The sequence below is a fragment of the Spongiactinospora sp. 9N601 genome (genome assembly GCF_044326295.1).
Classification (GTDB): Bacteria; Actinomycetota; Actinomycetes; order Streptosporangiales; family Streptosporangiaceae; genus Spongiactinospora; species Spongiactinospora gelatinilytica.
This window is the reverse complement of record NZ_JBIRBB010000010.1, coordinates 161,904-185,216: the sequence shown is the minus strand read 5'-3', so window position 1 is coordinate 185,216 and position 23,313 is coordinate 161,904. Positions and strand designations below refer to the sequence as shown.

Annotated in this window: 25 protein-coding genes; 8 read left to right on the top strand and 17 right to left on the bottom strand. The window is 71.5% G+C overall.

Annotated elements, in window-relative coordinates; translation table 11 throughout:
- Positions 1–58 precede the first annotated feature (58 nt).
- Together mdlC and ACH34R_RS24830 are read left to right on the top strand one after the other, a co-directional pair.
- Positions 59–1,639 carry a benzoylformate decarboxylase gene (gene mdlC / locus ACH34R_RS24835; protein WP_397563909.1) on the top strand — a complete coding sequence of 527 codons (1,581 nt, stop codon included), beginning with the start codon at positions 59–61 and terminating at the stop codon, positions 1,637–1,639.
- 76 nt (positions 1,640–1,715) lie between these two features.
- Positions 1,716–2,930, top strand: coding sequence for an MFS transporter (locus ACH34R_RS24830; protein ID WP_397563908.1), 1,215 nt, complete (start codon positions 1,716–1,718; stop codon positions 2,928–2,930).
- Positions 2,931–2,942: 12 nt separating this feature from the next.
- On the opposite strand, the gene ACH34R_RS24825 is transcribed toward ACH34R_RS24830, so the two are convergent.
- Positions 2,943–3,449 (bottom strand): GNAT family N-acetyltransferase, encoded by a 507-nt coding sequence (locus tag ACH34R_RS24825; protein WP_397563907.1) that lies wholly within the window; start codon positions 3,447–3,449, stop codon positions 2,943–2,945.
- Positions 3,450–3,628: 179 nt separating this feature from the next.
- Between ACH34R_RS24825 and ACH34R_RS24820 the strand changes: the two genes are divergently transcribed.
- Positions 3,629–5,233 (top strand): flavin monoamine oxidase family protein, encoded by a 1,605-nt coding sequence (locus ACH34R_RS24820; RefSeq protein ID WP_397563906.1) that lies wholly within the window; start codon positions 3,629–3,631, stop codon positions 5,231–5,233.
- Between the two features lie 62 nt (positions 5,234–5,295).
- Here ACH34R_RS24820 and ACH34R_RS24815 read toward each other — a convergent pair whose 3' ends face one another.
- The 8 genes from ACH34R_RS24815 to ACH34R_RS24780 form a co-directional block, all read right to left on the bottom strand.
- Positions 5,296–6,438 carry an alpha/beta hydrolase family protein gene (locus ACH34R_RS24815; protein WP_397563905.1) on the bottom strand — a complete coding sequence of 381 codons (1,143 nt, stop codon included), beginning with the start codon at positions 6,436–6,438 and terminating at the stop codon, positions 5,296–5,298.
- A gap of 74 nt (positions 6,439–6,512) precedes the next feature.
- Positions 6,513–7,949, bottom strand: coding sequence for a S41 family peptidase (locus tag ACH34R_RS24810; RefSeq protein WP_397563904.1), 1,437 nt, complete (start codon positions 7,947–7,949; stop codon positions 6,513–6,515).
- Positions 7,946–9,004, bottom strand: a complete 1,059-nt coding sequence (locus tag ACH34R_RS24805; protein ID WP_397563903.1) for an ABC transporter permease — start codon at positions 9,002–9,004, stop codon at positions 7,946–7,948. Before ACH34R_RS24805 ends, ACH34R_RS24810 begins: the two co-directional genes overlap by 4 nt.
- Positions 9,001–9,906: an ABC transporter ATP-binding protein gene (locus ACH34R_RS24800; RefSeq protein WP_397563902.1), complete on the bottom strand. Its 906-nt coding sequence runs from the start codon at positions 9,904–9,906 to the stop codon at positions 9,001–9,003. The genes ACH34R_RS24805 and ACH34R_RS24800 overlap by 4 nt, the downstream gene beginning before the upstream one ends.
- On the bottom strand, positions 9,903–10,295 hold the full coding sequence (locus ACH34R_RS24795; protein ID WP_111165940.1) for a GntR family transcriptional regulator: 393 nt from the start codon (positions 10,293–10,295) through the stop codon (positions 9,903–9,905). The genes ACH34R_RS24800 and ACH34R_RS24795 overlap by 4 nt, the downstream gene beginning before the upstream one ends.
- Before the next feature lie 23 nt (positions 10,296–10,318).
- Positions 10,319–10,552, bottom strand: a complete 234-nt coding sequence (locus ACH34R_RS24790; RefSeq protein WP_397563901.1) for a DUF6203 family protein — start codon at positions 10,550–10,552, stop codon at positions 10,319–10,321.
- Between the two features lie 39 nt (positions 10,553–10,591).
- On the bottom strand, positions 10,592–11,821 hold the full coding sequence (locus tag ACH34R_RS24785; protein WP_397563900.1) for an APC family permease: 1,230 nt from the start codon (positions 11,819–11,821) through the stop codon (positions 10,592–10,594).
- A gap of 81 nt (positions 11,822–11,902) precedes the next feature.
- Positions 11,903–12,493 carry a TetR family transcriptional regulator gene (locus tag ACH34R_RS24780; RefSeq protein WP_397563899.1) on the bottom strand — a complete coding sequence of 197 codons (591 nt, stop codon included), beginning with the start codon at positions 12,491–12,493 and terminating at the stop codon, positions 11,903–11,905.
- Between the two features lie 54 nt (positions 12,494–12,547).
- Between ACH34R_RS24780 and ACH34R_RS24775 the strand changes: the two genes are divergently transcribed.
- On the top strand, positions 12,548–13,444 hold the full coding sequence (locus tag ACH34R_RS24775; protein ID WP_397563898.1) for an SDR family NAD(P)-dependent oxidoreductase: 897 nt from the start codon (positions 12,548–12,550) through the stop codon (positions 13,442–13,444).
- Between the two features lie 13 nt (positions 13,445–13,457).
- Here the strand turns inward: ACH34R_RS24775 and ACH34R_RS24770 are convergent, their stop codons facing one another.
- On the bottom strand, positions 13,458–14,153 hold the full coding sequence (locus ACH34R_RS24770; RefSeq protein WP_397563897.1) for a DUF998 domain-containing protein: 696 nt from the start codon (positions 14,151–14,153) through the stop codon (positions 13,458–13,460).
- A gap of 344 nt (positions 14,154–14,497) precedes the next feature.
- Here ACH34R_RS24770 and ACH34R_RS24765 point away from each other — a divergent pair, with 344 nt between their 5' ends.
- Positions 14,498–14,701, top strand: a complete 204-nt coding sequence (locus ACH34R_RS24765) for a hypothetical protein (protein WP_146607294.1) — start codon at positions 14,498–14,500, stop codon at positions 14,699–14,701.
- Between the two features lie 268 nt (positions 14,702–14,969).
- Here the strand turns inward: ACH34R_RS24765 and ACH34R_RS24760 are convergent, their stop codons facing one another.
- Positions 14,970–15,734, bottom strand: coding sequence for a GntR family transcriptional regulator (locus ACH34R_RS24760; RefSeq protein WP_397563896.1), 765 nt, complete (start codon positions 15,732–15,734; stop codon positions 14,970–14,972).
- Positions 15,735–16,351: 617 nt separating this feature from the next.
- Between ACH34R_RS24760 and ACH34R_RS24755 the strand changes: the two genes are divergently transcribed.
- The 3 genes from ACH34R_RS24755 to ACH34R_RS24745 all read left to right on the top strand — a co-directional run bounded on the left by ACH34R_RS24755 (position 16,352) and on the right by ACH34R_RS24745 (position 18,012).
- On the top strand, positions 16,352–16,813 hold the full coding sequence (locus tag ACH34R_RS24755; protein ID WP_397563895.1) for an ATP-binding protein: 462 nt from the start codon (positions 16,352–16,354) through the stop codon (positions 16,811–16,813).
- Positions 16,814–17,104: 291 nt separating this feature from the next.
- Positions 17,105–17,311 carry a DUF397 domain-containing protein gene (locus tag ACH34R_RS24750; RefSeq protein ID WP_397563894.1) on the top strand — a complete coding sequence of 69 codons (207 nt, stop codon included), beginning with the start codon at positions 17,105–17,107 and terminating at the stop codon, positions 17,309–17,311.
- Between the two features lie 233 nt (positions 17,312–17,544).
- Complete coding sequence (locus ACH34R_RS24745) at positions 17,545–18,012, top strand: NUDIX domain-containing protein (RefSeq protein ID WP_397563893.1); 468 nt, start codon at positions 17,545–17,547, stop codon at positions 18,010–18,012.
- A gap of 812 nt (positions 18,013–18,824) precedes the next feature.
- On the opposite strand, the gene ACH34R_RS24740 is transcribed toward ACH34R_RS24745, so the two are convergent.
- The 6 genes from ACH34R_RS24740 to ACH34R_RS24715 all read right to left on the bottom strand — a co-directional run bounded on the left by ACH34R_RS24740 (position 18,825) and on the right by ACH34R_RS24715 (position 23,293).
- Complete coding sequence (locus ACH34R_RS24740; RefSeq protein ID WP_397563892.1) at positions 18,825–19,295, bottom strand: protocatechuate 3,4-dioxygenase subunit alpha; 471 nt, start codon at positions 19,293–19,295, stop codon at positions 18,825–18,827.
- Entirely contained in the window at positions 19,295–19,951 is a 657-nt protein-coding gene (gene pcaH / locus ACH34R_RS24735; RefSeq protein ID WP_113983126.1) for a protocatechuate 3,4-dioxygenase subunit beta, read from the bottom strand. Before pcaH ends, ACH34R_RS24740 begins: the two co-directional genes overlap by 1 nt.
- 19 nt (positions 19,952–19,970) lie before the next feature.
- Positions 19,971–20,594, bottom strand: coding sequence for a CoA transferase subunit B (locus ACH34R_RS24730; RefSeq protein WP_397563891.1), 624 nt, complete (start codon positions 20,592–20,594; stop codon positions 19,971–19,973).
- Entirely contained in the window at positions 20,578–21,330 is a 753-nt protein-coding gene (locus ACH34R_RS24725; RefSeq protein ID WP_397563890.1) for a CoA transferase subunit A, read from the bottom strand. The genes ACH34R_RS24730 and ACH34R_RS24725 overlap by 17 nt, the downstream gene beginning before the upstream one ends.
- Positions 21,324–22,481 (bottom strand): 4-hydroxybenzoate 3-monooxygenase, encoded by a 1,158-nt coding sequence (locus ACH34R_RS24720; RefSeq protein WP_397563889.1) that lies wholly within the window; start codon positions 22,479–22,481, stop codon positions 21,324–21,326. Before ACH34R_RS24720 ends, ACH34R_RS24725 begins: the two co-directional genes overlap by 7 nt.
- Positions 22,482–22,558: 77 nt before the next feature.
- Positions 22,559–23,293 (bottom strand): IclR family transcriptional regulator, encoded by a 735-nt coding sequence (locus ACH34R_RS24715; protein WP_397564073.1) that lies wholly within the window; start codon positions 23,291–23,293, stop codon positions 22,559–22,561.
- Between the last annotated feature and the right edge of the window lie 20 nt (positions 23,294–23,313).

Here is a 23,313-nt window from a genome sequence, read left to right as displayed (position 1 = left end):
TCCTAGTGTCTGTGTCACAAGGTGCCCTGTGTCACAGCTCCGAGGAGGGTTTCGTCCGATGCCAACCGCCCGCCGGATCGTCCACGAGTTCCTGGAACGCCGTGGGATGACCACGATCTTCGGCAACCCCGGCTCCAACGAGCTTCCGTTCCTGGCCGAGCTGCCCGGTTCGTTCAGATACATACTTGGGCTGCACGAGGGCGCGGTGGTGGGCATGGCCGACGGATACGCCCAGGCCACCGGCCGCCCGGTACTGGTCAACCTGCACGCCGCCGCCGGGTCGGGCAACGCGATGGGCGCGCTCACCAACGCCGTGTACTCCCGCTCGCCGCTGGTGCTGACCGCCGGCCAGCAGGTACGGCAGGCGATCGGCCCGGAGGCGATACTCGCCAACGTCGAGGCCACCCAGCTCATGCGCCCGCTGGTGGGCTGGGCGGGCGAGCCCGCCTGCGCCGCCGACGTGCCGAGGTCGCTGGCGCAGGCGGTGTTCGAGGCCGAGCTGCGCCGCCGACCCACCTACCTGTCGGTCCCCTACGACGACTGGGACGCCGAACTCGGCGGCAACGCGCTGGTCACCCTCGACCGCGACGTACGGCGGGCGCTCACCCCCGCCGAAGCCGACCTGGCCGCCCTCGCCGCCGAGGTCGCCGAGGCCGCGAACCCGGTCCTGGTGCTCGGCGGCGACATCGACACCGCCGGTCTGTTCACCCGCGCCGTCGCCCTGGCCGAGCACCTGGAGCTGCCGGTGTGGGTGGCGCCCTCGCCGTTCCGCCTGCCGTTCCCCAACCGGCACCGGCTGTTCCGCGGCGTGCTCCCGGCCGGGATCGGCGCGCTGTCGGACCGGCTCGCCGGGCACGACCTGGTCCTGGTGCTGGGCGCCCCGGTCTTCCGCTACCACCAGAACGTCCCGGGGCCGTACCTGCCGGAGGGCGCGACCCTCGTGCAGGTCACCGACGACGCCGAGGCCGCCGCCCGCGCCCCGATGGGACGCTCGCTGGTCGCCGACCCCGGCACGGTGATCGAGGCGCTGCTCGGCCGGGTCGCCGGGCGGCCTGCCGGGCAGGGACCGCGGTTCGTGCCCAACGAGGAGCCCGCGACCGCGCCCGAGAACCTGCACCCCGAGCAGGTGTTCGCCGCGCTGCGCGAGACGCAGGCCCCCGGCACCACGTACGTGGTGGAGTCCACCTCCACCAACGCCGCCTGGTGGCGGCAGGCGGACCTGCGCGAGGAGAGTTCCTACTTCTTCCCCGCGGCCGGCGGGCTCGGTTTCGGCCTGCCCGCCGCGGTGGGCATGGCGATGGGCCGCCCGCAACGGCCGGTGGTCGCCGTGATCGGCGACGGCTCGGCGAACTACGGCATCACCGCGCTGTGGACCGCCGCCCACTACGGGGTGCCGGTCACGTTCGTGATCCTGCGCAACGGCAGCTACGGCGCGCTGCGGTGGTTCGGTGACCTGCTGGGCACCCCCGACGTGCCGGGCACCGACATCCCCGGCCTGGACTTCACCCGCATCGCCGAGGGGTACGGCGTGCCGGCCACCACCGCCGCCGACCTCCCCGACCTGCGCGCCCGGCTCAAGCGGCCGGCCGACGGCCCCCGGCTGATCCAGGTCGACACCCACCTCACCACACCGGAGTGACGAGCCCCGGGCGACCACAGGGCCGTAGGTCGCCCGAGCACCCCCCACGGCCCCGCGAGCCCGAAGGAGTACGGCCTTGACCACATCCCCCCAACGCCCGGCCTGGACCGCGGCCCTGTGCTGGCTGACCGTCCTGATCGAAGGCTATGACCTGGTCGCGCTCGGCGCGGCGATCCCCACGCTGCTGCGCACTCACGAGCTGGGCTTCACCCCGGCCGGGGCGACCGCGGTGGCCACCGTGTCGCTGGTCGGCGTGGGCATCGGCGCGGCCTGCATCGGCCCGCTCACCGACCGGTTCGGCCGGCGCGGCATGCTGATCTGGTCGGTGCTGCTGTTCTCGCTGTTCACCCTGGCCATCCCGCTGTCGCCGAACGTCGCCGTCTTCGGCGTGCTGCGGTTCGCCGCCGGGCTGGGCCTGGGCGCGTGCATGCCGGTCGCGCTGACCATGATGTCGGAGAGCCTGCCGGAGCGGCGCCGGGCCAGCGCCAACACCGTCACCATGACCGGCTACCACGTCGGCGCGGTGCTCACCTCGCTGCTGGCGCTGGCGGTGGCCGGCGACTGGCGGGTGCTCTTCTACGGCGGCGGGATCGTCGGCCTGCTGGCGGTGCCGGTCATGTGGCTGCGGCTGCCGGAGTCGGCCGCCTTCCTGGCCGCCCGGCAGGCCCCGGAGCGGGACCGGGTACGGCCGCGCGACCTGCTCGGCCCGCGGTTCCGGCGGACCATCCTCACCGTGTGGGCGGGCTCGTTCATGGGGCTGCTGCTGGTCTACGGGCTCAACACCTGGCTGCCGCAGCTCATGGCCACCGCCGGTTACCCGCTGGCCACCTCGATCGCGCTGCTGCTGGTGCTCAACGTGGGGGCCATCGCCGGGCTGCTGGTCGCCGGGGCGGTCGCCGACCGGTTCGGCATCAAGCGCGTCGCGGTGATCTGGTTCGCCGCCGCCGCGCTGCTGCTGGCCGCGCTGAGCCTGCGCGTGGACAGCGAACTGCTGCTCAACGTGCTGGTGCTGCTGACCGGGGTGTTCGTGTTCTCCGCCCAGGTGCTCATCTTCGGCTATGTGGCGCACTACTTCCCCGCGGCGGCCAGGGGCACCGCGCTCGGGCTCACCTCGGCGGTGGGGCGGCTCGGTTCCATCCTCGGGCCGTTCGTCACCGGCATGCTGGTGACGGCGGGTGTCGCCTACCCGTGGGGGTTCTGGTTCTTCGCGGCGGTGGCGGTGCTGGGGATGGCCGCGATGGCGACGGTCGCCGGGCGTACGGCTCCGGCCTCGGACGTGCGGGTCGCCTGACCGATCCGGGGCTCACAGGTCGCGGGCGTACCGGTCGAGTTCGGTGCCGTCCTCGTCCTTGGTGCGCCCGGTGAAGGTGAAGCCGGACCGCCTGGCGACCGCGACGGACGCGGTGTTGGCCGGCTCGACCTTGATCTCCGCCAGTCCGGCGCCGCGTGCGGCGGCGTAGCCACAGGCCAGGTGAACCGAACGGGTCGCGATGCCGCGCCCCCGGAAGGCCGGGTAGAGCCCGTAGGCGAGGCTCACCCGGCCGCGCGCCTTCACCTCGAACCGCAGGTCGATCGTGCCCGCCAGCGCGCCTTCGGCCTCCAGGCGAACGCCGAAGGCGAGCAACGGCCCGCCGGCCGCCCAGTTGCGCGTGCACTCGCGGATGTACGCCTCGGTGCCCTCCCGCGTGCCCGGCCCCCCGTTGAGCCACCGCACCAGTTCCTCGTCCTCCCCCGCCAGGTGCGCCTCCAGGTCATCGAGACACAACGGCGACAGCGTGACCACCCCGTCGGACACCCGCACATCTGCCATGCACCGACTACTAACGACCCGGGGCCCGCGACGGCAACCGATTTACTCGGCCATTGAGCAGAACGCGCCATTACCCGATCTCCTGTGCGTAACGATGACACCGTCCGGCCTTGTCGTATGCCGCCGCGCATGAAATCAGGAATTGTCATGAAATGCCGACTTTTCCACCTGGAGGTCAGGTGAACCGCCACCCATCGGGCCGGCCGTCCCGCCGTACGTTCGTCAACCTGGTCGGCCGCGCGGGCGGCGTCGGGGCCGCCTATGGCACGTTGTCGGCCATGGGGCTGTTACCCGTGCCCGAGCCGTACTCCGGACCGCCCCCACTCGCCCGGCGCGGCGGCGGGCGGGGCACGAAGGTCGCGGTGATCGGCGCGGGCGTCTCCGGAATGGTCGCCGCGCTGGAGCTGTCGGCCGCGGAGTACGAGGTGCGGGTCTTCGAGGCGCAAGACCGGCCCGGCGGCCGGATCAGGACCTATCGCGGCGGCGACACCGTCGTGGAGAACGACTCCACCCAGCGCGTCACCTGGGACGACGACCCCACGCTGTACTTCAACGCCGGCGCCGCCCGCATCCCGCACCACCACGCCGCGATCCTCGGCTACTGCCGCGACCTGGGCGTACCGCTCCAGGTGATCGTCAACGACAACCGCGCCGCCTACCTGCACGACACCGCGGCCTTCGGCGGGCGGCCCGTGCCCGGCCGCCGGGTGGTCACCGACGCCCGCGGCGCGGTCGCCGAGCTGGCCGCGCACGCCCTGTCCCGCGACCTCGACCACGGCCTTTCCGAGGACGACCTCGCGCGGGTCCGCGAGTTCCTGCGGTCCTTCGGCACGCTCGACGAGAACTACCGCTACCGCGGCTCACGGGACGCCGGCTTCGCCGAACCGCCGGGCGGCCCCACCCCCGGCCGCATCCTCGAACCGCTCACCCTCGCCGAGATCGCCAAGGGCACCATCACGTCCTGGTACGGCCTGTTCGCCGAGGACTACGACCAGCAGGCCACCGTCATGGAGCCGACCGGCGGCATGGACGCCGTCACCCGCGCCTTCTACCGGCGGACCCGGCGGTTCATCACGCTCGGCGCGCAGGTCACCAAGCTGCGGCGGACCGCCTCGGGCGCGCGGGTCACCTGGCGCGACCGCACCACCCGGCAGGTGCGGACCTGGGAGGCCGACCACGTGATCGTGACGGCCGCCCTGCCGGTCGTCGAGGCCATCGACAACGACTTCTCCGCCAAGGTCAAGCAGGCCGTGCGGGAGGGCGCGCGGGTCTACCTGCCCGGCGTCAAGATCGCGTTCCAGGCTGCGCGGCGCTGGTGGGAGGAGGACCACCGGATCTACGGCGGCATCTCCTTCACCGACCGCGACATCACGCAGGTGTGGTACCCGAGCACCGGTCTCCACGGGCGCACCGGCATCGTGGTCGGGGCCTACATCTGGACCACCGACATCGGGCGGTCCTTCACCGCGATGACGCCCGCCCGGCGCGCCGCCGCGGCGGTGGCCGACGGCGAGCACCTGTTCCCCGGCTACGGCGGCCTGGTCGGGCGTCCGGTGTCGGTGGCGTGGGCGAACATGCCCTTCCAGGGCGGGGCGTGGGCCGAATGGGACGAACACCCCGGCACCCGCCAGGAGGTCTACCCGGTGCTGTTGCCGCCGGACGGCCCCTACTGGTTCGCGGGCGAGCACATGAGCCACATCAACGGCTGGCAGGAGGGCTCCGTCCGCGCCACGCACCACGTCCTGGACCGCATCCAGCAACGCGTCACCGCCCAGCCGGCCTAGACCTCGGTGACCGCCTTTCTTGGAGATCATGACCTCGTGCCCGCCGGGCGGGAGGACAACGGCTAGGCGCACCCCTTCAGGGCGCAGTGCTCGACCTCGGGGTACCGTGGCGACGGTTCGTCCAGCAGCGGCTGCGGCTCGCCGCGCAGGTGCCGGTCGAGGAAGGCCCGGACGTACGTGCGGGTGATCTCCACCGAGCGGGCGGCGGGCGTTCCGCCGGGAGCGCCGACGCCGAGGGCGTCCCCGAACAGCGGCACGTCGGTGAACGACTGGTGATCCGCGCCGGGCAGCACCAGCCAGCGCTTCCAGCCGGTCAGCAGCTTCCAGTCCCGCTCCCAGGAGCCGTCCCGGCCGCCGGGCCGGTGCCCCGCCGACCCCAGGAACAGCAGCGGCCGGGCCAGGCCGTCCTTCTTCGGGATCCGCGCGTACGTCGTGCCGTCCATGTCCACGCCCGCGCGTACCCGGCGGTCCGCCAGCATGGCCGCCACCGCGCTCGCCCCGCCGATCGACTGGCCGACCATCGCGATCTTCGTCCGGTCGATCAGACCCTGCCACCGCGCGCCCGGCCCGGTCAGCCGGTCCAGCACGAAGGAGACGTCGGCCGCCCGGACCCCGACCACCTTCGTACCGAACCCGGGGTCGGTGTCGCTGTCGCACGCGACGCACTCGGCGACCCGCCCGTCCGGGAAGGTCGTCGCGTAGTTCTCGTGGGTGTGGTCGATGCCCGCCACGACGTACCCGGCGGCGGCCAGCCCCTCGGCCAGGGCGGTGAGCGTGCCGCGCGGCATGGTGAACCCCGGGGAGAGCACGACCAGCGGCAGCGCCCGCCCGGCCGGCTCCGCCCCGGCGAACGCGTTGGTGCGGGTCCCGCTCAGCAGGTCGTACGGCACGCCGGTGATCCGCTTGCCCTTCAGCGTCAGCTCCGACTCCCGCGCGCTCATGTAGGGGGCCCGTTTCCCCGTGCGCGCCTGGGTCGGGTACCACAGGGTGACCATCAGCTCCCTCACCTTGACCTCGGGCACCCAGGGGTCGGGGCGGGAGGCGTCCTTCAGGTGGAGTGTTGTGCTGCCCACCCGGTGCGGGCCCGCCGGTGCGGGCAGCACGGGAGGGCCGGTGGGCGACGGGCTGGAGGTCGCGGCGACGGTCCGGGGCGGGGCGGGCGCGGCACAGGCCGCCGCGAGCACCATGACTCCCACGGCTAGCACGCCGCGCGGCATCCGCCTCGATCTGACGGCATGACTCATCGAACGGTCCGCCTTTCGGTGATGCTTCAGGGTGGTCAGCCGCGCAACAGGGTCAGCGCCTTGGCCAGCGCGGCGTCGCGGCCGGCGGCGGCGTCCTTCGCGGCCGGCGGCACATGGTGGTGCGGCGCGACGCCGATCCGGTCGATCACCTCGCGGCCGGGCGCCAGGTGGCGCCGGCTCGGGAGGGTCAGGACGGTGTTGTTGCCGAGCAGGTACGGCTGGGCGGGGCCGGGCATCGCGCCCGCCGTACGGGTGCCGACCAGTGTGCCGAGGCGCAGGTCCTTCACGACGGAGCCGAAGTGCTCGCACGCCGAGGCGCAGGCGCGGTCGATGAGCACGACCAGCGGCAGGCCGACCAGCGGGACGGTGTCATCGGTCCGCATGGTGTCGCACCTGCCGTCCACCCGGCACAGGTAGGCGGTGACCTTGCCGTGCGCGAACCCGCCCAGCAGCCGGTTGACCTCATCGGGGCTGCCGCCGCCGTTGCCGCGCAGGTCCAGCACGAGGCCGGTCAGCGTACGTCCGGCGCGCAGCCGGGCGATCTCCTTGAGCACCCGGTCGGCGGCGTCGGGCCCGAAACCGCCCAGCCGCACGTAGGCGACGTCGTCGTGCAGGATCTTGGCGGTCACCGGCCGCACGGCGTCGGGGTCGGGCTGGAACAGGCCGGGCTTCAGCGTCACCGTCCGGCTGGAACCTCCGCGCCGCACCTGGAGGCGGACCGGGTCGGCCTGCGGGTACTGCGGATAGAGCGCGGCGATGGCGGCGGAGGTGACCTGGCCGCCGATGAAGGGGGCCGACCCGTCGATCGACTCGATGACGTCGCCCGGCCGTAGCCCCGCTTTCTCGGCCGCCCCGCCCAGCACGGCGGTCACGAACAGCGGGGGCAGCGCGACACCCGGGTTCTCGCCGACCTGGGCACGGAGGCTGGCCCGAAGGCCCAGGCCGTACTGGTCGCCGTCGTAGTAGCCGGGCGGAGGACGGCGGCCCGGCGCCCACCGGGCATGGTTGTCGCCGAGGGCCGCCACGACCGCCCGCAGGGTGGCGGCGGCCAGCTTCTCGCGCAGTTCGCCGTCGTCCGGCAGCCGCTCGGTGACCCGCCGGTAGGCCGCCTCGAACGCCGCCCAGTCGGCCGATCGGTCACCGCCCAGCGCGGGCATGGTGGCCTCGGGCAGGTCGTGCCCGGCGCGGTTGAGTTCCTGGGTGAAGGCGGCGAATCCGGCGAGCAGCAGCGACCGGGCGTCCAGGGTGGCCCCGCTGTAGTGGTAGGCGAGGATGCAGAAGTACGCCTGTTCGACGACGTCGATCGTGACCGGCGTCTGCGGCCCCGGATCGGTGCCCCGCGGCGGGTGCGCGCAGGCGGACGTGCCCGCCTCGGTCGCCCGGACGGCCTCGGCGCGCGGCGGCGTCTGCCCGGTGCAGGCGGTCAGCAGGAACAGCAGCGCGAGCCCGGCCGCGACGCCTTTGCCGCTCATGACAGCCGCCTGCGGACCCAGCGGAGGCAAAGACCCGTCAGGGCGAGCGTGAGCAGCGCGTACACGCCGGTCTCGATCCACTGGAAGGCCCAGAACCGCTCGAACGGGTGGTAGGTCGCCGCCTGCCGGTAACCCAGCCGGTTGATCTCGCCGACGCACGCCTCCATGTGCCCCTTCGGGTTCCCGGCCCCCTCCTGGCGGGCGCACGCCCCCGACGCCACCGAGATCGGCAGGGTGGCCTCACCGGTGCCGTCGTCGATCGGCCGCCCGGCGGGGTCGAGCAGGCGGCTGGACAGGACCCAGGCCCCGGTCTGCCCGGGAACGGCCGATTCCAGGAGCAGCCTGGGCGAGCCGTCGTCGGGGACGAGGAACTGGTCGATGTTGACCGGGCCGAGTTCGACGACCGAGCGGACCGGAGGCATCAGGTGCGGCCGGACCAGGGACGGCATGGCGACCTGGACCGCCGCGAAGACGAGCAGCGTGAGGGCCATCGCGGGCAGTGTGCGGCGGACCAGGATGCCCACGGTCACGCCCAGGATGAAGGCGAACGCCGCGTACCCCACGGGCGCGATCCCGCGCGCGCCGAACACCAGCGGGTCCATCATCGTGAACCCCGGCTCGGCGGACCTGTCCAGCGGGCCGGACCACCATGTCACCGCCAGGCTGGCGATCCCGGCGGCGGCCATCGCGGCCAGGCCGGTGATCCCCAGTTTGACGGCCAGCCAGCGGGTGCGGGTGATGGTCTGGTTCCACACCAGCAGGTGGGTGCCGGCCTCCAGCTCGTGGGTGATCAGCGGCGCTCCCCAGAAGAGCCCCACCACCGCGGGCAGGACCAGCACGATCACCGTGACGCCCAGGAACGGGGTCTGGTACTCGTCGAAGAACCGGTCGAAGAAGCGCGTGCAGTCGCCGTCGCGCAGGCAGCCGGTGATGCCTTCGGCGTAGGCTGCGGCCAGCCCCGGGCCGGTCAGCGCCAGGGCGGCGGCCAGTACGACGAGCGCCCCGGACACCATCGCGGCTCCGCCGCGCAACTGCCGCCAGGTGAGCCAGATCATCGCCGGCCCTCCAGGGTGATCGCGCGGGCGGGCTCGTCCGTGTGCTGATCTGTCTGCCGGTCCATGTAGGCCAGGACGAGATCCTCCAAGGTGAGGCGGCTGACCGACCAGTTCGGATCGAGGATCGGGCCGTCGGCCCGGACGATGACGGTGCTCTGCCGGTCGGCGTGGCGGGCGGTGATGACGTGCTGGTCGGCGGGCAGGCGGCCGGGGTCGCGGCGCGGGCCGCTGAGCCGGTGGTGGGTCGCGAGCAGCCGCTCGACCTCGCCCGCCACCCGCACGCGCGAGCCGGTCAGCAGGATCAGGTGGTCGCAGGCGCGTTCCAGGTCCGACAGCAGGTGGGAGGAGAGCACGACGCTGAGTTCGTACTCCACGACGGCCTCCATCAGGCCCTGGAGGAACTCGCGGCGGGCGAGCGGGTCGAGGGAGGCGACCGGCTCGTCCAGGAGCAGCAGCCGGGGGCGTTTGGCCAGGCCCATGGTGAGGGCGAGCTGGGCGCGCTGCCCGCCGGACAGGCCGCCCGCGCGCTGCGCGGGGTCCAGTCCGAGCCGTTCGATCCGCTGCCTGGCGAGGCCGGCGTCCCAGCCCGGGTTGAGCCCGGCCCCGAGTCGCAGGTGGTCGGCGACGGTCAGCCTCGGGTAGACCGGGGTGTCCTGGGCGACGAACCCGATCTTGGCCAGTTGCGCCGGGCCGTCCGCCGGACGGCCGCCGAGCACGGTGATGCCGCCCGAGGTCGGCGCGAGCTGACCCGCCGCCAGCTTGAGGAACGTGCTCTTGCCCGCCCCGTTGGGGCCCACCAGCCCGACCACCCGCCCGGCGGGGATCTCAAGGGTGCAGTCGCGCAGCGCCCATCGCCTGCCGTACTTCTTGCCGAGTTCCTGGCTCTGCAATATCGGCGTCACGCTATGTCCTCCTCCGCCGCGCTCCGGAAGGTGGTCGAGAACAGCGCCTCGATGCTCTCGTCGTCGAGGCCCGCCAGCCGCGCCTTGGCCAGCCAGCGGCGCAGCTCGCGGCGCAGCGGCTCGTGCGCGGCCAGCGAGGCGTTGGCCAGCGTGCGCGTCACGAACGTCCCGACCCCGGGCCGGGCGGCCACCAGTCCCTCGTGTTCGAGTTCGCGGTAGGCCTTGAGCACGGTGTTGGGATTGATCGCCAGCCGCGCCACCACGTCCTTGACGGTGGGGAGCCGGTCCCCCTCACGCAGCAGGCCGAGCCGCAGCGCGTGCCGTACCTGATGGACCAGTTGCAGGTACGGCGAGACCCCGGACCGGGCGTCCAGATGGAACTCGATCACCCTACCTCCATTTATCTAGGTACCTAGTACTTTAGAGGTATGGAGGTTAAGGGCGCATAAGGACGTGTGTCGGCGCGGGCCTGCCTACCAGAGGACGGTGGGGTGTTCCGGGGTGTTCTGCGGCCTACGGGAAGGATCGGCCTGCTGCCGGCGGCGCTGCCTGCGGCGACGGCCGAGCAGCCTGCCGCGAGGACGGCCAGGCCGAGCGGAGTGCGGATCATACGGCGGGCGAGCAGGAGTTTCAGGAAGTTCACCATGGCGAACGCCTGCCCCGGGGCGGGCCTGGCAAGCCTCGGCTACCGGCCGGGGCGGTGTCGCCGTACCGCCCAGAGCGCGGCGCCCACGCAGAAGAGCGCGACTCCCGCGACCACCGATGTGAGCGGGAGCGTGAACGCCAGTACCAGGCACAGCACCACCCCCGCCGCCGGGACGACCTTGGGCGGCGCGCCCTCCTCGCGCGACAGCGTGAGGGCCGAGGCGTTGGCGATGGCGTAGTAGACCAGCACCCCGAACGACGAGAACCCGATCGCCTCGCGCAGGTCGGCCACCAGCACCAGGGCGATCACGGCCACGCCGACCGCGAGTTCGGCCCGGCGCGGCACCTGCCTGACCGGTTCGACCGCCGCCAGGCCCACCGGCAGGTGCCGGTCGCGGGCCATCGCGAGCACGGTCCGTGACACGCCGAGGATCAGCGCGAGCAGTGCCCCCAGCGCCGACACCGCCGCGCCCACGCGGACGACCGGCGCGAGCCACCCGGCCCCGGCCGCCGTGGCGGCGTCGGCGAGCGGCGCGGGCGAGGCCGCGAGCCCCGCGGGTCCGAGTACGGCGAGCGCGGTCCCCGCCACGGCCGCGTAGACGACGAGCGTGACGCCGAGGGCGATCGGGATGGCCCGGGGGATGGTGGTCGCCGGGTCGCGTACCTCCTCGCCGAGCGTGGCGATCCGGGCATACCCGGCGAAGGCGAAGAACAGCAGCCCGGCCCCCTGGAGGACGCCCCAGGAGGGCGTGTCCTGGAAGACCGGCAGCGCGACCGCCCCGCTCGCGCCCACCACCACGACGGAGGCGAGCACCAGCAGCACGGCGGCCACGATGATCCGGGCGGCCAGGGCGGACTTGTGCACACCGAACAGGTTGAGCGCGGTGAGCCCCACCACGGCGGCGACCGCCGCCCACCGGCCGTACTCGGGCGCGAGGTAGATGCCGAACGTCAGCGCCATGGCGGCGCACGAGGCCGTCTTGCCGGTGATGAACCCCCATCCGGCCAGGTAGCCCCACAGGTCGCCGAGCCGCCGCCGCCCGTAGACGTAGGTGCCGCCGGACTCGGGGTAGCGCGCGGCGAGCCGGGCGGAGGAGACCGCGTTGCAGTAGGCGGCCAGGGCGGCGATGGCGAGCGACAGCGGGAGCCACGAACCGGCCGCGCCGGCGGCGGGCGCGAAGGCGCTGAACACACCCGCGCCGATCATCGCCGCGAGCCCCACGACGACGGCGTCACCGGTGCCGAGCCGCCGCGCGAGTTCTCCGTTCACCCGCCCTCCATCCCTGTCGAGAACCGCAAGCCTGCCTTCCCCCGTTGAACGCCGGGTGAACACCGGGCGGCGGTATGCAGGTCAGTCGGGCGGGGGCAGGCAGGCGGGCCGGAGGAGGGCGAACGCGCGGTCGACCAGGGCCAGGCGGTCGGCCTGGCCGTCCGCGTCGGCCCAGGCGCGGGACACGCCGTCGAGGGCCGCGCCCGCCGCCGCCGTGACCAGGTCCACGGTGAACGTGTCGAGACCGTGGCCCGGCCGGGCCAGCAGCGCACGCGTGATCAGCGCGCGGGTCTCCTCGCGTTTCTGCATGAACCGGGCGCGCAGCGCCGGGGTGGCCTCGATCAGCCGCAGGCCGTCGAGCGCCTGCCGTTCGGCGTCGATCCGCCGCTCCCAGCCGCGCAGCACGGCGTGCAGGGTGTCCCACACGTCCTCGCCCTCGGGCCGGGCGGCGATCTCGGCCGCGATCCGCTCCCCCATGAGATCCACGCGGCCGAGGACGACGTCCTCTTTGACCGGGAAGTAGCGGAAGAAGCTGCGTTTGGACATGCCGGCCGCGCGGGCGATGTCGTCGACCGTGGTCTCGTCGTACCCGCGTTCGGCGAACAGCCGCATCGCCGCCTCGGTCACCTCGGCCCGCACCGCCGCCTTGGTCCGCTCGCGTAGTCCTGTCACGTCCGTCACCCTACACCGGTTGACATGTGTGGCACTCGATGTCACATTCAGAGCATGGATCTCAGCGAGAAGACCGTACTCATCACCGGCAGCACCGGCGGGATCGGCGGCGAGACGGCCCGGGGCCTCGCCCGGCTGGGCGCGCGGGTGCTGCTGGTCGGCCGCGACCAGGGCCGCGCCCTGGACGCAGCCGCCCGGATCACCCGCGACACCGGCAACGACCGGGTGGAGGCGTTCACCGCCGACGTGACCCGGCTCGCCGACCTGCGCGACCTCGCCGAGCGGGTCGGCGAGCGGCACGACGCCCTGCACGTACTGATCAACAACGCCGGTACGGCGGGCGCGCGGCGCGAACTCACGCCTGACGGCGTCGAGACGATGTTCGCCGCCCACGTACTCGCCCCCTTCACGCTCACCCACCTGCTGCTGCCACTGCTGCGCGCGGGCGCGCCCGCCCGGGTGGTCAACGTCACCGGCGGCATCCCCGGCGGGCCGATCGACCTGGCCAACCTGCAAGCGGAACGGCGGCTGCTGGGCTGGACGTTCAGCCACTACAACCACACCAAGACCATCCAGATGGCGATGAGCCATCGGTTCGCGGAGCTGGTGGGCGGCACCGGGGTGACGGTCAACGTGGTCTACCCCGGGCACGGGTCCACGCCGATGAACCGGGCGATGACGGTACGGAGCTTCCCGTACGTCTACCGCCCGATCGCCCCGCTGGTGAAGCTGCTCGCCCCGATCTTCATGGCGGACCTCACCAAGCCCGCACGCTCCGGCATCCGGATGGCCACGGACCCGGCCCTTGAGGGAGTCACCGGCGCGTACTTCGGGCAGGACGGCCGGCGCAGGCCGTGGCCGTCCAGCGTGCTCGACGAGCGGGTACGCGACCGGGTCTGGGCCCTCTGCGAAGAGCTGAGCGCCCGGACACTGGGACACCTGTCCCATTAGCCATGCGTCGGTCTCAAGCGGCGAGGGCCGGAGCCTTGTCGGCGGCCCGCTCCCCCATCGCGCCCCGCCGTACCGCGGCGGCCTTGTCCCGGCAGCGCAGCAGCAGGCTACGGCCGAGCAGTACCAGCACGCCCAGCTCGGTCACCACGACCAGCCGCTGCGTCAGGCCCGCCGGAATGTCATCGTTGCTCACCGGAATGCCCACGAACCGCAGCGCGTACGGCACGACCACGGCGACCAGGCAGACCAGCGCGACCCCGCAGAGCACCCGCATGGCCGTCGCCCAGCGGTCCCTGGTCACCAGCCGGGCCAGAATCAGCCCCGCCAGCGGCATGGCCACGAACGCCACCAGCGCGGCGTACCTGTGGATGCCCCCCGACATCGACAGCGGCACCCCCGGCCGGTCGGTGGGGAAGGCTCCCACCAGCATCATGCAGGCCCCCCATGCCGCGACCAGCAACGCCACCCGCCTGGACCCGGCGGCCCGGACCATCGCCATCGCGAACAACGCGGCCCCCGCCGCGAAGCAGGTGAGCGACACGCCCAGCAACCAGCCGGCGGGCGCGAAGGCGTACTCACTGATCAACCCGTGCATCGGGTCCAGCCCGGCGGTCACATGCAGCCCGAGCATCGCGACGGCCCCCGTGACCACCGCCGCGAACCCGGCGACGACCAGTCCCTTCGTCCGGATTTGTACTTCAATCCCCATGACTCACAAGGCTGGCGGGAAGGAACGTACCGGGGTATCGGAGATCGCCCCAGAACCGGCCCTGACCGCCCCCTTAAGGCATTCCGGGGAAGATAGGGACAGCCATACCGGGGCACATGCCGCAAAGCGCCTGTGACCTGCCGTTTTCCCCTCGGGGGTAGGGCCAGCCTCATCAGGGTTCACCCCTCGCCCGCACCCTGGGAGCGGTACCGTGTCAGGCGGAGGTCGCCGATGCCCATACCCGCAGACGAACCCCTGCACAGCTCGTCCCGCCCCGTGCCCTGATCGAAATCGACGAGCGATAATCGATCGGGACGAAGGGGCGAGGGAGCGGGGGTAACGCCGTGAGGGAGATCACGCAACGCCACTTCTGCGGCATGTGCGGCGGTTCAGGCACACGCGAGGTACCACGGGCGGTGGCGTTGAAGGGCACGATCCAGACCGCTGTCGTGGTGGAAAGCTGCACCTACTGCGACAGCAAGGGCTATATCGAGTACACGGCCACCGTCCGCCCGCTCCCCGAAAATGAGGACGAGCCAGAGCAATAGCGCCTCAGCGGCCGGCGGCGCTCGGCCAGCCCCAGAACACCGCCCCCGCCTCCGGCGGCGCACAATGGCCCTCGCTGACGCTCGGACCGTTCTTCCTCACGTCGGGCTCCGCCCGACGCCGGCGCCACCGAACACACTTCCCGCAAGCCCGGTCAGACAGGTTGGCAACCGAAATGGCGGTCCAGGAGACCATGCCCCTGATCCGCCGATCCGCCTTGCATCGACCTCCGCCGAAAGCCCCGCCCGGCCCTGGAGAACCGCTGACAGGTCAGCGATCCAGCCGAAGCTCATCGAACCGGACCGCTCGATCCCCTGGAATGACGATCGGGTCGGCGACCTCAACGACCCGATCACCCGAGTACATCAACCTGGTGATCACGAAAACGGGCACACCCGTGCCGATGCCGAGCGTGCTCGCCTCCTCCGGTGTCGGCATGCGAGTGCCGGTCTCCTCGGTGATCCGGTCGATGTGGATGCCGAGAGTACGGAGCTGGCCGATGTTCCCGCCCGGCCATGGCTCATTGTGCGGGTCCGCGACCGGCGTACCCTCCACGTCGGCCGCCAGCAGGCACGAACGTGACATCTGCCCCGGCACCCCATCGGCATAGAACACGAACCGGCGCTCAAGCGCGCGTTCACCGACCCTGACACCGAAGAGCCCGGCCAGCCGTTCATCGGCGCTGATCCACCTGAACGCCTTGTCCAGCCGGTACTGGCTCCAGGTGATCCGGGCATCGTGCGTGAAGCTCGTCCGGGGCCGGTCGGGATGTTGCCGCCCGGCATCGGCGAGGTAGCGTCCCATCGTGATCCGCCGTACCGTCGGCCGGTCGCGTACGACGGTCCCGCCACGCCCTGCCGTCTCCACGAGCCCTTGGGCCTTGAGCCGGCCGATCGCCTGACGGATCACTATGGCGGAGACCTCGAACCGCGCGGCGAGATCTTCATGCCGGGGCAGCCGGTCACCGGGCCGGTACGTGCCGGTGAGAATCGCGCCACGCAGCTCTTCAGCGATGTGCTCGTAGGCGTGGCCCACCACAGGGGCTCCCTCACTCTGTGTGATCGTTTTTCGGTTCTGGTTGACATGCACCATACTCCTTGGCCATTGTCGTATACGTTAATTACTTAGCGCATACGAAGGTGGCCAATGTGGGCGCTTTTGTCCCGCACGATCGGGCGCATACCGCGCGACTCTCGTACGTCTGGCGAGACGAGCAGTGGCACTTGCTCGATCGCCCACGATCCATAGTGATCCTGATCTCGGACACGATCCGCAAGGGGCGCATACACGAATCGGCGAAAACCGCCGAGCACGCCGTCTGGGACAGCGTGGTGTGGAGCATCCTTTCGGAGCCCGCGCGTCTGGTCATCGCCTACTGGCCAGAGGTGGAGATCGCGACTGTTATCGACGATCGAATGAGACCGCCCACGTGGCCGAGCGAGCCCTGTGCGGCAGCCCGACATAGATCCACCAAAGCGAAGCACTAGCGCTGGAGAAGTGGCGCCGCCGGTGCCTTGAACTGCTCGGCTGGCGTCACCCGACACCTTGAAACTAGCCGACGGCACGGCACTTGATCTTCAACGGCTTCGCCCCCGGGCGCGGTGACTCCACCACCCGCCCGAGGGCTTGATCAGGAAGCGAGGTCCTGACCCATGACCAACCCTATGGCCCCGCAAGACGCCATTCTGGACATGTCTCGGCATTACCCCACCCATCCGGAGAATCCGACAGCCTCCATGGAGGTCACCTATGCGCTTCCGGCAGAAGAGGCCGTCGTCGGCAAGGCCAGGCGATTGGTCGAGGAGATCCTGGGCGAGTGGGGCATGGCATCGATCATCGACGACGTGACCGTCGTGGTCTCCGAGTTGGTGACGAACGCGCTGCGCCACGCCTCCGGGCCGATCACGCTTACGCTCCAACGGCACGACGGTGGCCTGATCAGGGGCGTGGTCACGGACTATGGCGGGGACACAAAGCCTCACCTCAAGGAACCCGGTCCTGACGAGGAGGGAGGCCGCGGGCTGTATGTCGTGCGGGCGTACGTTGATCGTTGGGGTGTGACGATGACCGCCTCTGGTGGGGCGCTCGTGTGGTTCGAGAAGGCGGCCATGTGAACGACCGACCCACCGCCATCACCTGTGCGCTGTGTGACGCCCAACTCGTGCGCGCCATCTCCTACACCCACGGCTTGGCCTGGGTGAGCGCCACCCAGAAGAAGATCCCACCACCACAGTGCCCGCGAGCGGAGTTCCAGTACGGCGTATACGGCCCGCACGTGCCCCAACGCTCGACGGACAGCAACGACCTTACCTCGGGTTCCGTGCGGGCCACGGTAACGAGCTGTTGTGAACGCTACGCTTATCGCAGCTCGCAGAGCTCTGGCCGCCAGGCACCAGGAGGTGGCGATGACCCGATTTGACCTGTCGGATGCAGTGTGGCGTAAGAGCAGCCGCTCGCAGCAGAATGGAGCGTGCGTTGAGGCTGCCACGCTCCACCAGCACGTTGCGGTACGCGACAGCAAGAACCCTGACGGTCCCGTCTTGATCTTCCCCACTGAGGACTGGCGAGCGTTCACAGGTGCAGTTGCGCGCGGCGAAACCCCGGCTCCATAGCCCATTGTCGTTGTATTCGATCACTTGACCGTGCCCCTGCCGTTCCCGGTAGGGGCGCAAGCATGCTGTGGCCACGGTCTCACCGTAGGCGCGGCCATAGCCTCACGAAACGCCAGACAGAGGGCATAGCGGGCATCGGCGTGCGGGACAATCAGCGATCATGACCTGGCGTCGTTCGAGCGGGTACGGTTCCTGGCCATGCCGTGGTCGGGCAACGAGGTGCAGGAGCCCTGGTGGGACGAGTCGAATACTGGAACGACGAGCATGCGCCGCAGGCCAACAGCCTCGTGCCCGCCTGTGGAACGGTGGCCGTTGATGATCAGGGGCGGATTCTGTTGCAGCGCCGGAGGGACACGGGGCAGTGGGCGCTGCCGATCGGGAAGATGGAGATCGGGGAGACCCCTTCACAGTGCGCCGTCCGGGAGACGGAGGAGGAGACGGGCGTTCTGGTCGAGCCGGTCGGCCTTCTCGGCGTCTACTCCGATCCAGGTCATATCGTCGCCTATTCGGATGGTGAGATCCGCCAGGAGTACGAGGTGATGTTGCTCGCCCGCCCGGTCTCCGGTGTTCCCGGGGCGAACGACGAAGCCAGCGATGCCCGCTGGTTCGCTCAAGAGGATTTGAAGGACCTGGACATCCACCCGACGCAGTGGCGGCAACTCAATGACTATCTGAACGGCCGGTACCCGCACGTGGACTGACGCTGTGAAGCCGTGCTGCGGGTCACCACCACAGCGCACGGGAAACGCCGAGCACAAGAGCGCAACCGATTACGCCGGGCGAAGCCCGGCATCGAAAGCGCGGCTGAGCGAAGCGAAGACGATCGGGCGCGCGGAGCGCGCAGGCCCGCCGGAGGCGGGGCGGCACCACGGAGGGGTGACGGGGGTTTGTGTGAGTGACGGTGGGAGGGCATCGGACAGCGGGGGCTGGAAATTGCCGGGCCAGCCGGTGCTGCAACGGCGGGTACCACGGCACACGGGGAACGCCGGGCGCAAGGGCGCTACAGGCGACGGCGGGCGGTGGGTACTGGGCTCTGCCGTACTGGATCAAGGAGCGGCACGGGCGGTCGTACCGGACCACGAGCGCCGGGCGAAGCCCGGCACGGAAAAGGGCGACTGAGCGAAGCGAAGGCGATTGTGCGCGCGGGCCCGGCGGAGGCGTGGCGGCGGTTTGGGAGGGGCCGTTCTAGTCGGTGCTGAACGGCGGGTACCACAGCACACGGGGAACGCCGGGCGCAAGGGCGTTACTGGCGACGGCGGGCGGCGGGGACTGGGCTCCGCCGTAATGGATCAAGGAGCGGCGCGGGCGGGCGGAGCGGGCCATGAGCGCCGGGCGGAGCCCGGCAGGGGAAGAGCGGCTGAGCGAAGCGAAGGCGATGCTATCTGGAGGAGAACACCGCCGCCGCCGACATCGCGCTGACGCCGGACCAGCTCGCGGCCCTGGAGAAGGCCGTACCGGCGGGCGCCGCCCGCGGCGCCCGCTACGCGAACATGTCCACCATCGAGCAATAGGGCTAGACGGCCAGGAACACCGTCTCGCCGTCACCTTGCAGGCGCACGTCGAAGTGGTAGACCCCATCCTCCCGGCGGGCCACGAGCGTCGCACGCCGTGGCTCGTCGAGGGTGGCCAGGAACGGGTCGTCGGCGTTCAGGTAGACGCGGGTCCACACCGGCTTGAGCAGGCCCCTGGCGAACACCAGCATCGAGATGTAGGTGGCGGGGCGGGCGGTGCGGAAGAGGTACCGGCCCTCGGGGTCGGTCGGGCAGCGCCCGAAGATCCCGGGCTGGCAGATCTCCAGCAGCGCGTCCGGCACGGGCGCGCCCGCGCCGTCGAGGACCCGCCCGCGCAGCTCGATCGCGTCGGGGTGGTCCTCGGGGACGGCCCACGGCCCCTCCGGGTACGGCAGGGCGTGCCCGAAGAACGGCCCCACGGTCTGCGACGGCGTCGGCGTGCCCGCCAGCACGCCTCCCTCCTGAGCGCCCATCACGCCTCTCTCCTGAGCACGATGTCCCACTGGTAGCCGAGCGCCCATTCCGGTTCGGTGGTCGCGAGGTCGAACGTCGCGATCAGCGACGAGGGGTCGGGCACCGAGCCCATGATCGGGTCGTGCGCGAAGAGCGGGTCGCCGGGGAAGTACATCTGGGTGACCAGCCGCTGCACGAACTGCGTGCCGAACACCGAGAAGTGGATGTGCGCGGGACGCCAGGCGTTGGGGTGGTTGCGCCACGGGTAGGCGCCCGGCTTGATCGTGACGAACCGGTACCGGCCCTCGTCGTCGGTCAGGCACCGGCCGAATCCGGTGAAGTTGGGGTCGAGGGGGGCGGGGTGCCGGTCGAGGTCGTGGGAGTAGCGGCCGGCCGCGTTGGCCTGCCAGACCTCGACCAGCGCCCGCCGTACGGGACGGCCGTCCTCGTCCAGCACGCGCCCGGTCACGATGATCCGCTCCCCCAGCGGCTCGCCCTCGTGCCGCCTGGTCAGGTCGTGGTCCAGGTCGGCGACCGTCTGGTGGCCGTAGACCGGGTCGACCAGTTCGACGGCCTCGGGGTCGAGCTTGGCCGCCACCAGGTGCTGGGAGGGAGCGCGCAGCACGGTGCTGGCGTATGGGGGGTGCAGATAGGGCGGGTGCGGATCGCTGATCACGACATGTCCCTTCAAATGGTCAGATCAGTACGGGTGCCTCCGTGCGTTCGCGGATCTCGTCTCCGCTCACGCCGGGGGCGGTCTCCACCAGGCGCAGGCCGTCGCCGGTGACGTCGAGCACCCCGAGGTCGGTGATGATGCGGTGCACGCAGGCCGCGCCGGTGAGCGGCAGCGAGCACTCCTTGACGATCTTGGGGCTGCCGTCCTTGGCGGTGTGCTCCATCAGCACCAGCACCCGCCGGGCGCCGTGGATCAGGTCCATCGCGCCGCCCATGCCCTTGATCATCTTTCCGGGGATCGCCCAGTTGGCCAGGTCGCCGCGCGCCGACACCTGCATGGCGCCGAGTACGGCGAGGTCCACGTGGCCGCCGCGGATCATGCCGAACGACAGCGAGGAGTCGAAGTACGACGCGCCGGGCAGCACCGTGATGGTCTCCTTGCCCGCGTTGATCAGGTCGGGGTCGATCTCGTCCTCGGCCGGGTAGGGGCCGACGCCGAGCACGCCGTTCTCCGATTGCAGCCACACGCCGTCCGGCGCGTGGTCGGCCAGCAGCGTGGGCAGGCCGATGCCGAGGTTGACGTAGTCGCCGGGGCTGAGTTCGGCCGCCGCCCGCGCGGCGATCTGGTCACGCGTCCAGGGCACGGCGGGTCCTCCGCTTCTCGATGTGCTTTTCCACCTGTCCGACGTGCAGCACCCGCTGCACGAAGATCCCGGGCAGGTGGACGTCCTCGGGGGCCAGGTCGGTCAGTTCCTCGACCTCGGCGATCGCCACCCGGCCCGCCATCGCGCACAGCGGGTTGAAGTTGCGCGCCGACTTGGCGAAGTGGAGGTTGCCGTGCCGGTCGCCCTTGGCCGCGCGGACCAGCGCGAAGTCGGTCGTGATGCTCTCCTCCAGCACGTACTCCCGCCCGCCGAACACCCGCGTCTCCCTGGGCGGGGAGGCGACGGCCACGCTGCCGTCCGCGTTGTAGCGCAAGGGCATGCCGCCCTCGGCCACCATCGTGCCGACCCCCGCGGGACTGTAGAAGGCGGGAATGCCGCAGCCCCCGGCCCGCAGCCGCTCGGCGAGCGTGCCCTGGGGGATCAGTTCCACCTCGATCTCACCGGCCATGTACCGGCGGGCGAACTCCTTGTTCTCCCCGATGTAGGACCCGGTGGCGCGGGAGATCCGCCCGGCGGCGAGCAGCAGGCCGAGGCCGCCGCCGTCCACGCCGCAGTTGTTGGACACCACCGACAGGTCTCCGGCGCCCTGTTCGTGCAGCGCGTCGATGAGCACCGTGGGCACTCCGCACAGGCCGAAACCGCCGACCGCGAGCGAGGCCCCGGGAAAGACGTCCGCCACCGCCTCCGCGGCCGATCCGACTAGTTTGTTCACCACACCATCCCCACATAGTTCTCGGCGAGCGTGGTCGCAGCCGCTGTTGACGAGGTCACGTAGTCTAGATAGGCGGTTTGCAACCTTTCGCCATAGGGGTCCTCATCCGCGAAGGTGTGCAGCAGGTTCGTCATCCACCACGAGAAGTGCTGAGCGCGCCAGACCCGGCGCAGGCAGGTCGCCGAGTAGGCGTCCAGCCCTTCGGCCGAGCCGGTCTCGTACCACCGGGCCAGCGCGTCGGTCAGCATGGTCACGTCGGCGACGGCCAGGTTGAGCCCCTTGGCCCCGGTGGGCGGCACGATGTGGGCGGCGTCGCCGGCCAGGTAGAGATTGCCGTATCGCATCGGCTCGGTGACGAACGACCGCATCGGGGTGACCGACTTCTCGATGACCGGGCCGGTCTTCAGCGCGAAGCCGGGCACGGTCTCAAGGCGGGCGGCCAGTTCGGACCAGATCCGCTCGTCCGGCCACGCGTCCTCGCGCTCGTCCTTGGGCACCTGGAGGTAGAACCGGCTGATCTCGGGCGAGCGCATGCTGTGCAGGGCGAAGCCGCGCGGGGTCCTGGCGTAGATCAGCTCCTCGGCGGACGGCGCCACCCGGGCCAGCACGCCCAGCCAGGCGAAGGGGTAGTCGCGCTCGAACGTGGTCAGCTCGCCCTGCGGCACGGCGGCGCGGGTCACCCCGTGGAAGCCGTCGCAGCCGGCGATCACGTCGCACTCCAGCACCTCGCCGCCGAAGGTCAGGTACGGCGAGCCGGTGAGGTCGTGCGGCTTGACGTCCGGCACGTCGAACAGGATCTTCCCGCCGGCCGCGAGCCGGGCGGCGATCAGGTCCTTGACGACCTCCTGCTGCCCGTAGACGGTGATGCTCCGGCCGGGGACCAGTTCCTCGAACGCGATGCGGTGGCCCGCCCCGCCGTACCGCAGCTCGATGCCGTGGTGCGGCAGGCCCTCGCGGCGCAGCCGGTCGCCGACCCCGGCGGCGGTCAGGACGTCCACCGTGCCCTGTTCGAGCACGCCCGCCCTGACCCGGCGCTCGCAGTGGTCGCGGTCGCGCAGTTCGAGGACGACCGAGTCGATGCCGCGCAGGTGCAGCAGATGGGACAGCAGCAGTCCCGCGGGGCCCGCGCCGACGATCCCGACCTGAGTTCGCATGAGTCGAGCATGCTCTGTTCGATCATGCCCGCACCCCGGGGTCTTCCGCTGAGCGGAAGACCCCGCCTCAAGAGCTTTCAGGAGATGGCGGCGAGGTCGCGGGACAGCGCCCTGGCCGCGCCCAGTACGGCCGGGTCCAGGCGGCGCAGGTCGGCGCTGTGCCGCCACACCACGACCGACAGCGCGGCCACCACGCGGTCATCGCCGTCGCGCACCGGGGCCGCCGCCGACAGCGTGCCGATCGACATCTCCTCCTGGGTGTGGGCCAGGCCGGTACGGCGGACCTCGGCCAGTTCGGCGCGCAGCCGTCCCGGGTCGGTGATCGTGTTGGGGGTGACCGCGGCGAGCGGGGCGGCCAGCACGCGTTCCACGGTCTCCTCGGCGGCGAAGGCGAGCAGCACCTTGCCGACGCCGGTCGCGTGCAGCGGGAGTTCGCCCGCGACCCGCGAGAACACCGGCACCGAGTGCGGCCCGCGCAGCCGTTCCAGGCACAGCACGCGGCCCTCGCCGAGCACCGCGAGCTGGACGTTCTCCCTGGTCGTCGCGTACAGCTCGGCCATGTACGGCAGGGCCAGCTCGCGCAGCTCCCGCGGCTCGGCGGCCTGCGCGCCGATCCGCCACAGCAGCCGGCCAACCCGGTAGGAGCCCTCGGGCAGGCGTTCCAGGAAGCCTCGCGCGGTCAGCTCGCCGACCAGCCGGTGCCCGGTGGTCAGCGGCAGACCGGCCCGGCGGCAGATCTCGGTGAGCGTCAGTCGTACGTCGCCCGGCAGGAAGGCGCCGAGGACCGCCGTCACCTTGGCCGCGACGCTCATGCTCACGGACGTCACCCTAC

Coding starts and splice junctions, on each gene's coding strand:
- mdlC (WP_397563909.1), top strand. CDS start 59: ATGCCAACCGCCCGCCGGATCGTCCACGAGTTCCTGGAACGCCGTGGG.
- ACH34R_RS24825 (WP_397563907.1), bottom strand. CDS start 3,449: ATGGCAGATGTGCGGGTGTCCGACGGGGTGGTCACGCTGTCGCCGTTG.
- ACH34R_RS24810 (WP_397563904.1), bottom strand. CDS start 7,949: ATGAGCGGCAAAGGCGTCGCGGCCGGGCTCGCGCTGCTGTTCCTGCTG.
- ACH34R_RS24805 (WP_397563903.1), bottom strand. CDS start 9,004: ATGATCTGGCTCACCTGGCGGCAGTTGCGCGGCGGAGCCGCGATGGTG.
- ACH34R_RS24790 (WP_397563901.1), bottom strand. CDS start 10,552: ATGGTGAACTTCCTGAAACTCCTGCTCGCCCGCCGTATGATCCGCACT.
- ACH34R_RS24775 (WP_397563898.1), top strand. CDS start 12,548: ATGGATCTCAGCGAGAAGACCGTACTCATCACCGGCAGCACCGGCGGG.
- ACH34R_RS24770 (WP_397563897.1), bottom strand. CDS start 14,153: ATGGGGATTGAAGTACAAATCCGGACGAAGGGACTGGTCGTCGCCGGG.
- ACH34R_RS24755 (WP_397563895.1), top strand. CDS start 16,352: ATGACCAACCCTATGGCCCCGCAAGACGCCATTCTGGACATGTCTCGG.
- ACH34R_RS24750 (WP_397563894.1), top strand. CDS start 17,105: ATGACCCGATTTGACCTGTCGGATGCAGTGTGGCGTAAGAGCAGCCGC.
- ACH34R_RS24740 (WP_397563892.1), bottom strand. CDS start 19,295: ATGGGCGCTCAGGAGGGAGGCGTGCTGGCGGGCACGCCGACGCCGTCG.
- ACH34R_RS24720 (WP_397563889.1), bottom strand. CDS start 22,481: ATGCGAACTCAGGTCGGGATCGTCGGCGCGGGCCCCGCGGGACTGCTG.
- ACH34R_RS24715 (WP_397564073.1), bottom strand. CDS start 23,293: ATGAGCGTCGCGGCCAAGGTGACGGCGGTCCTCGGCGCCTTCCTGCCG.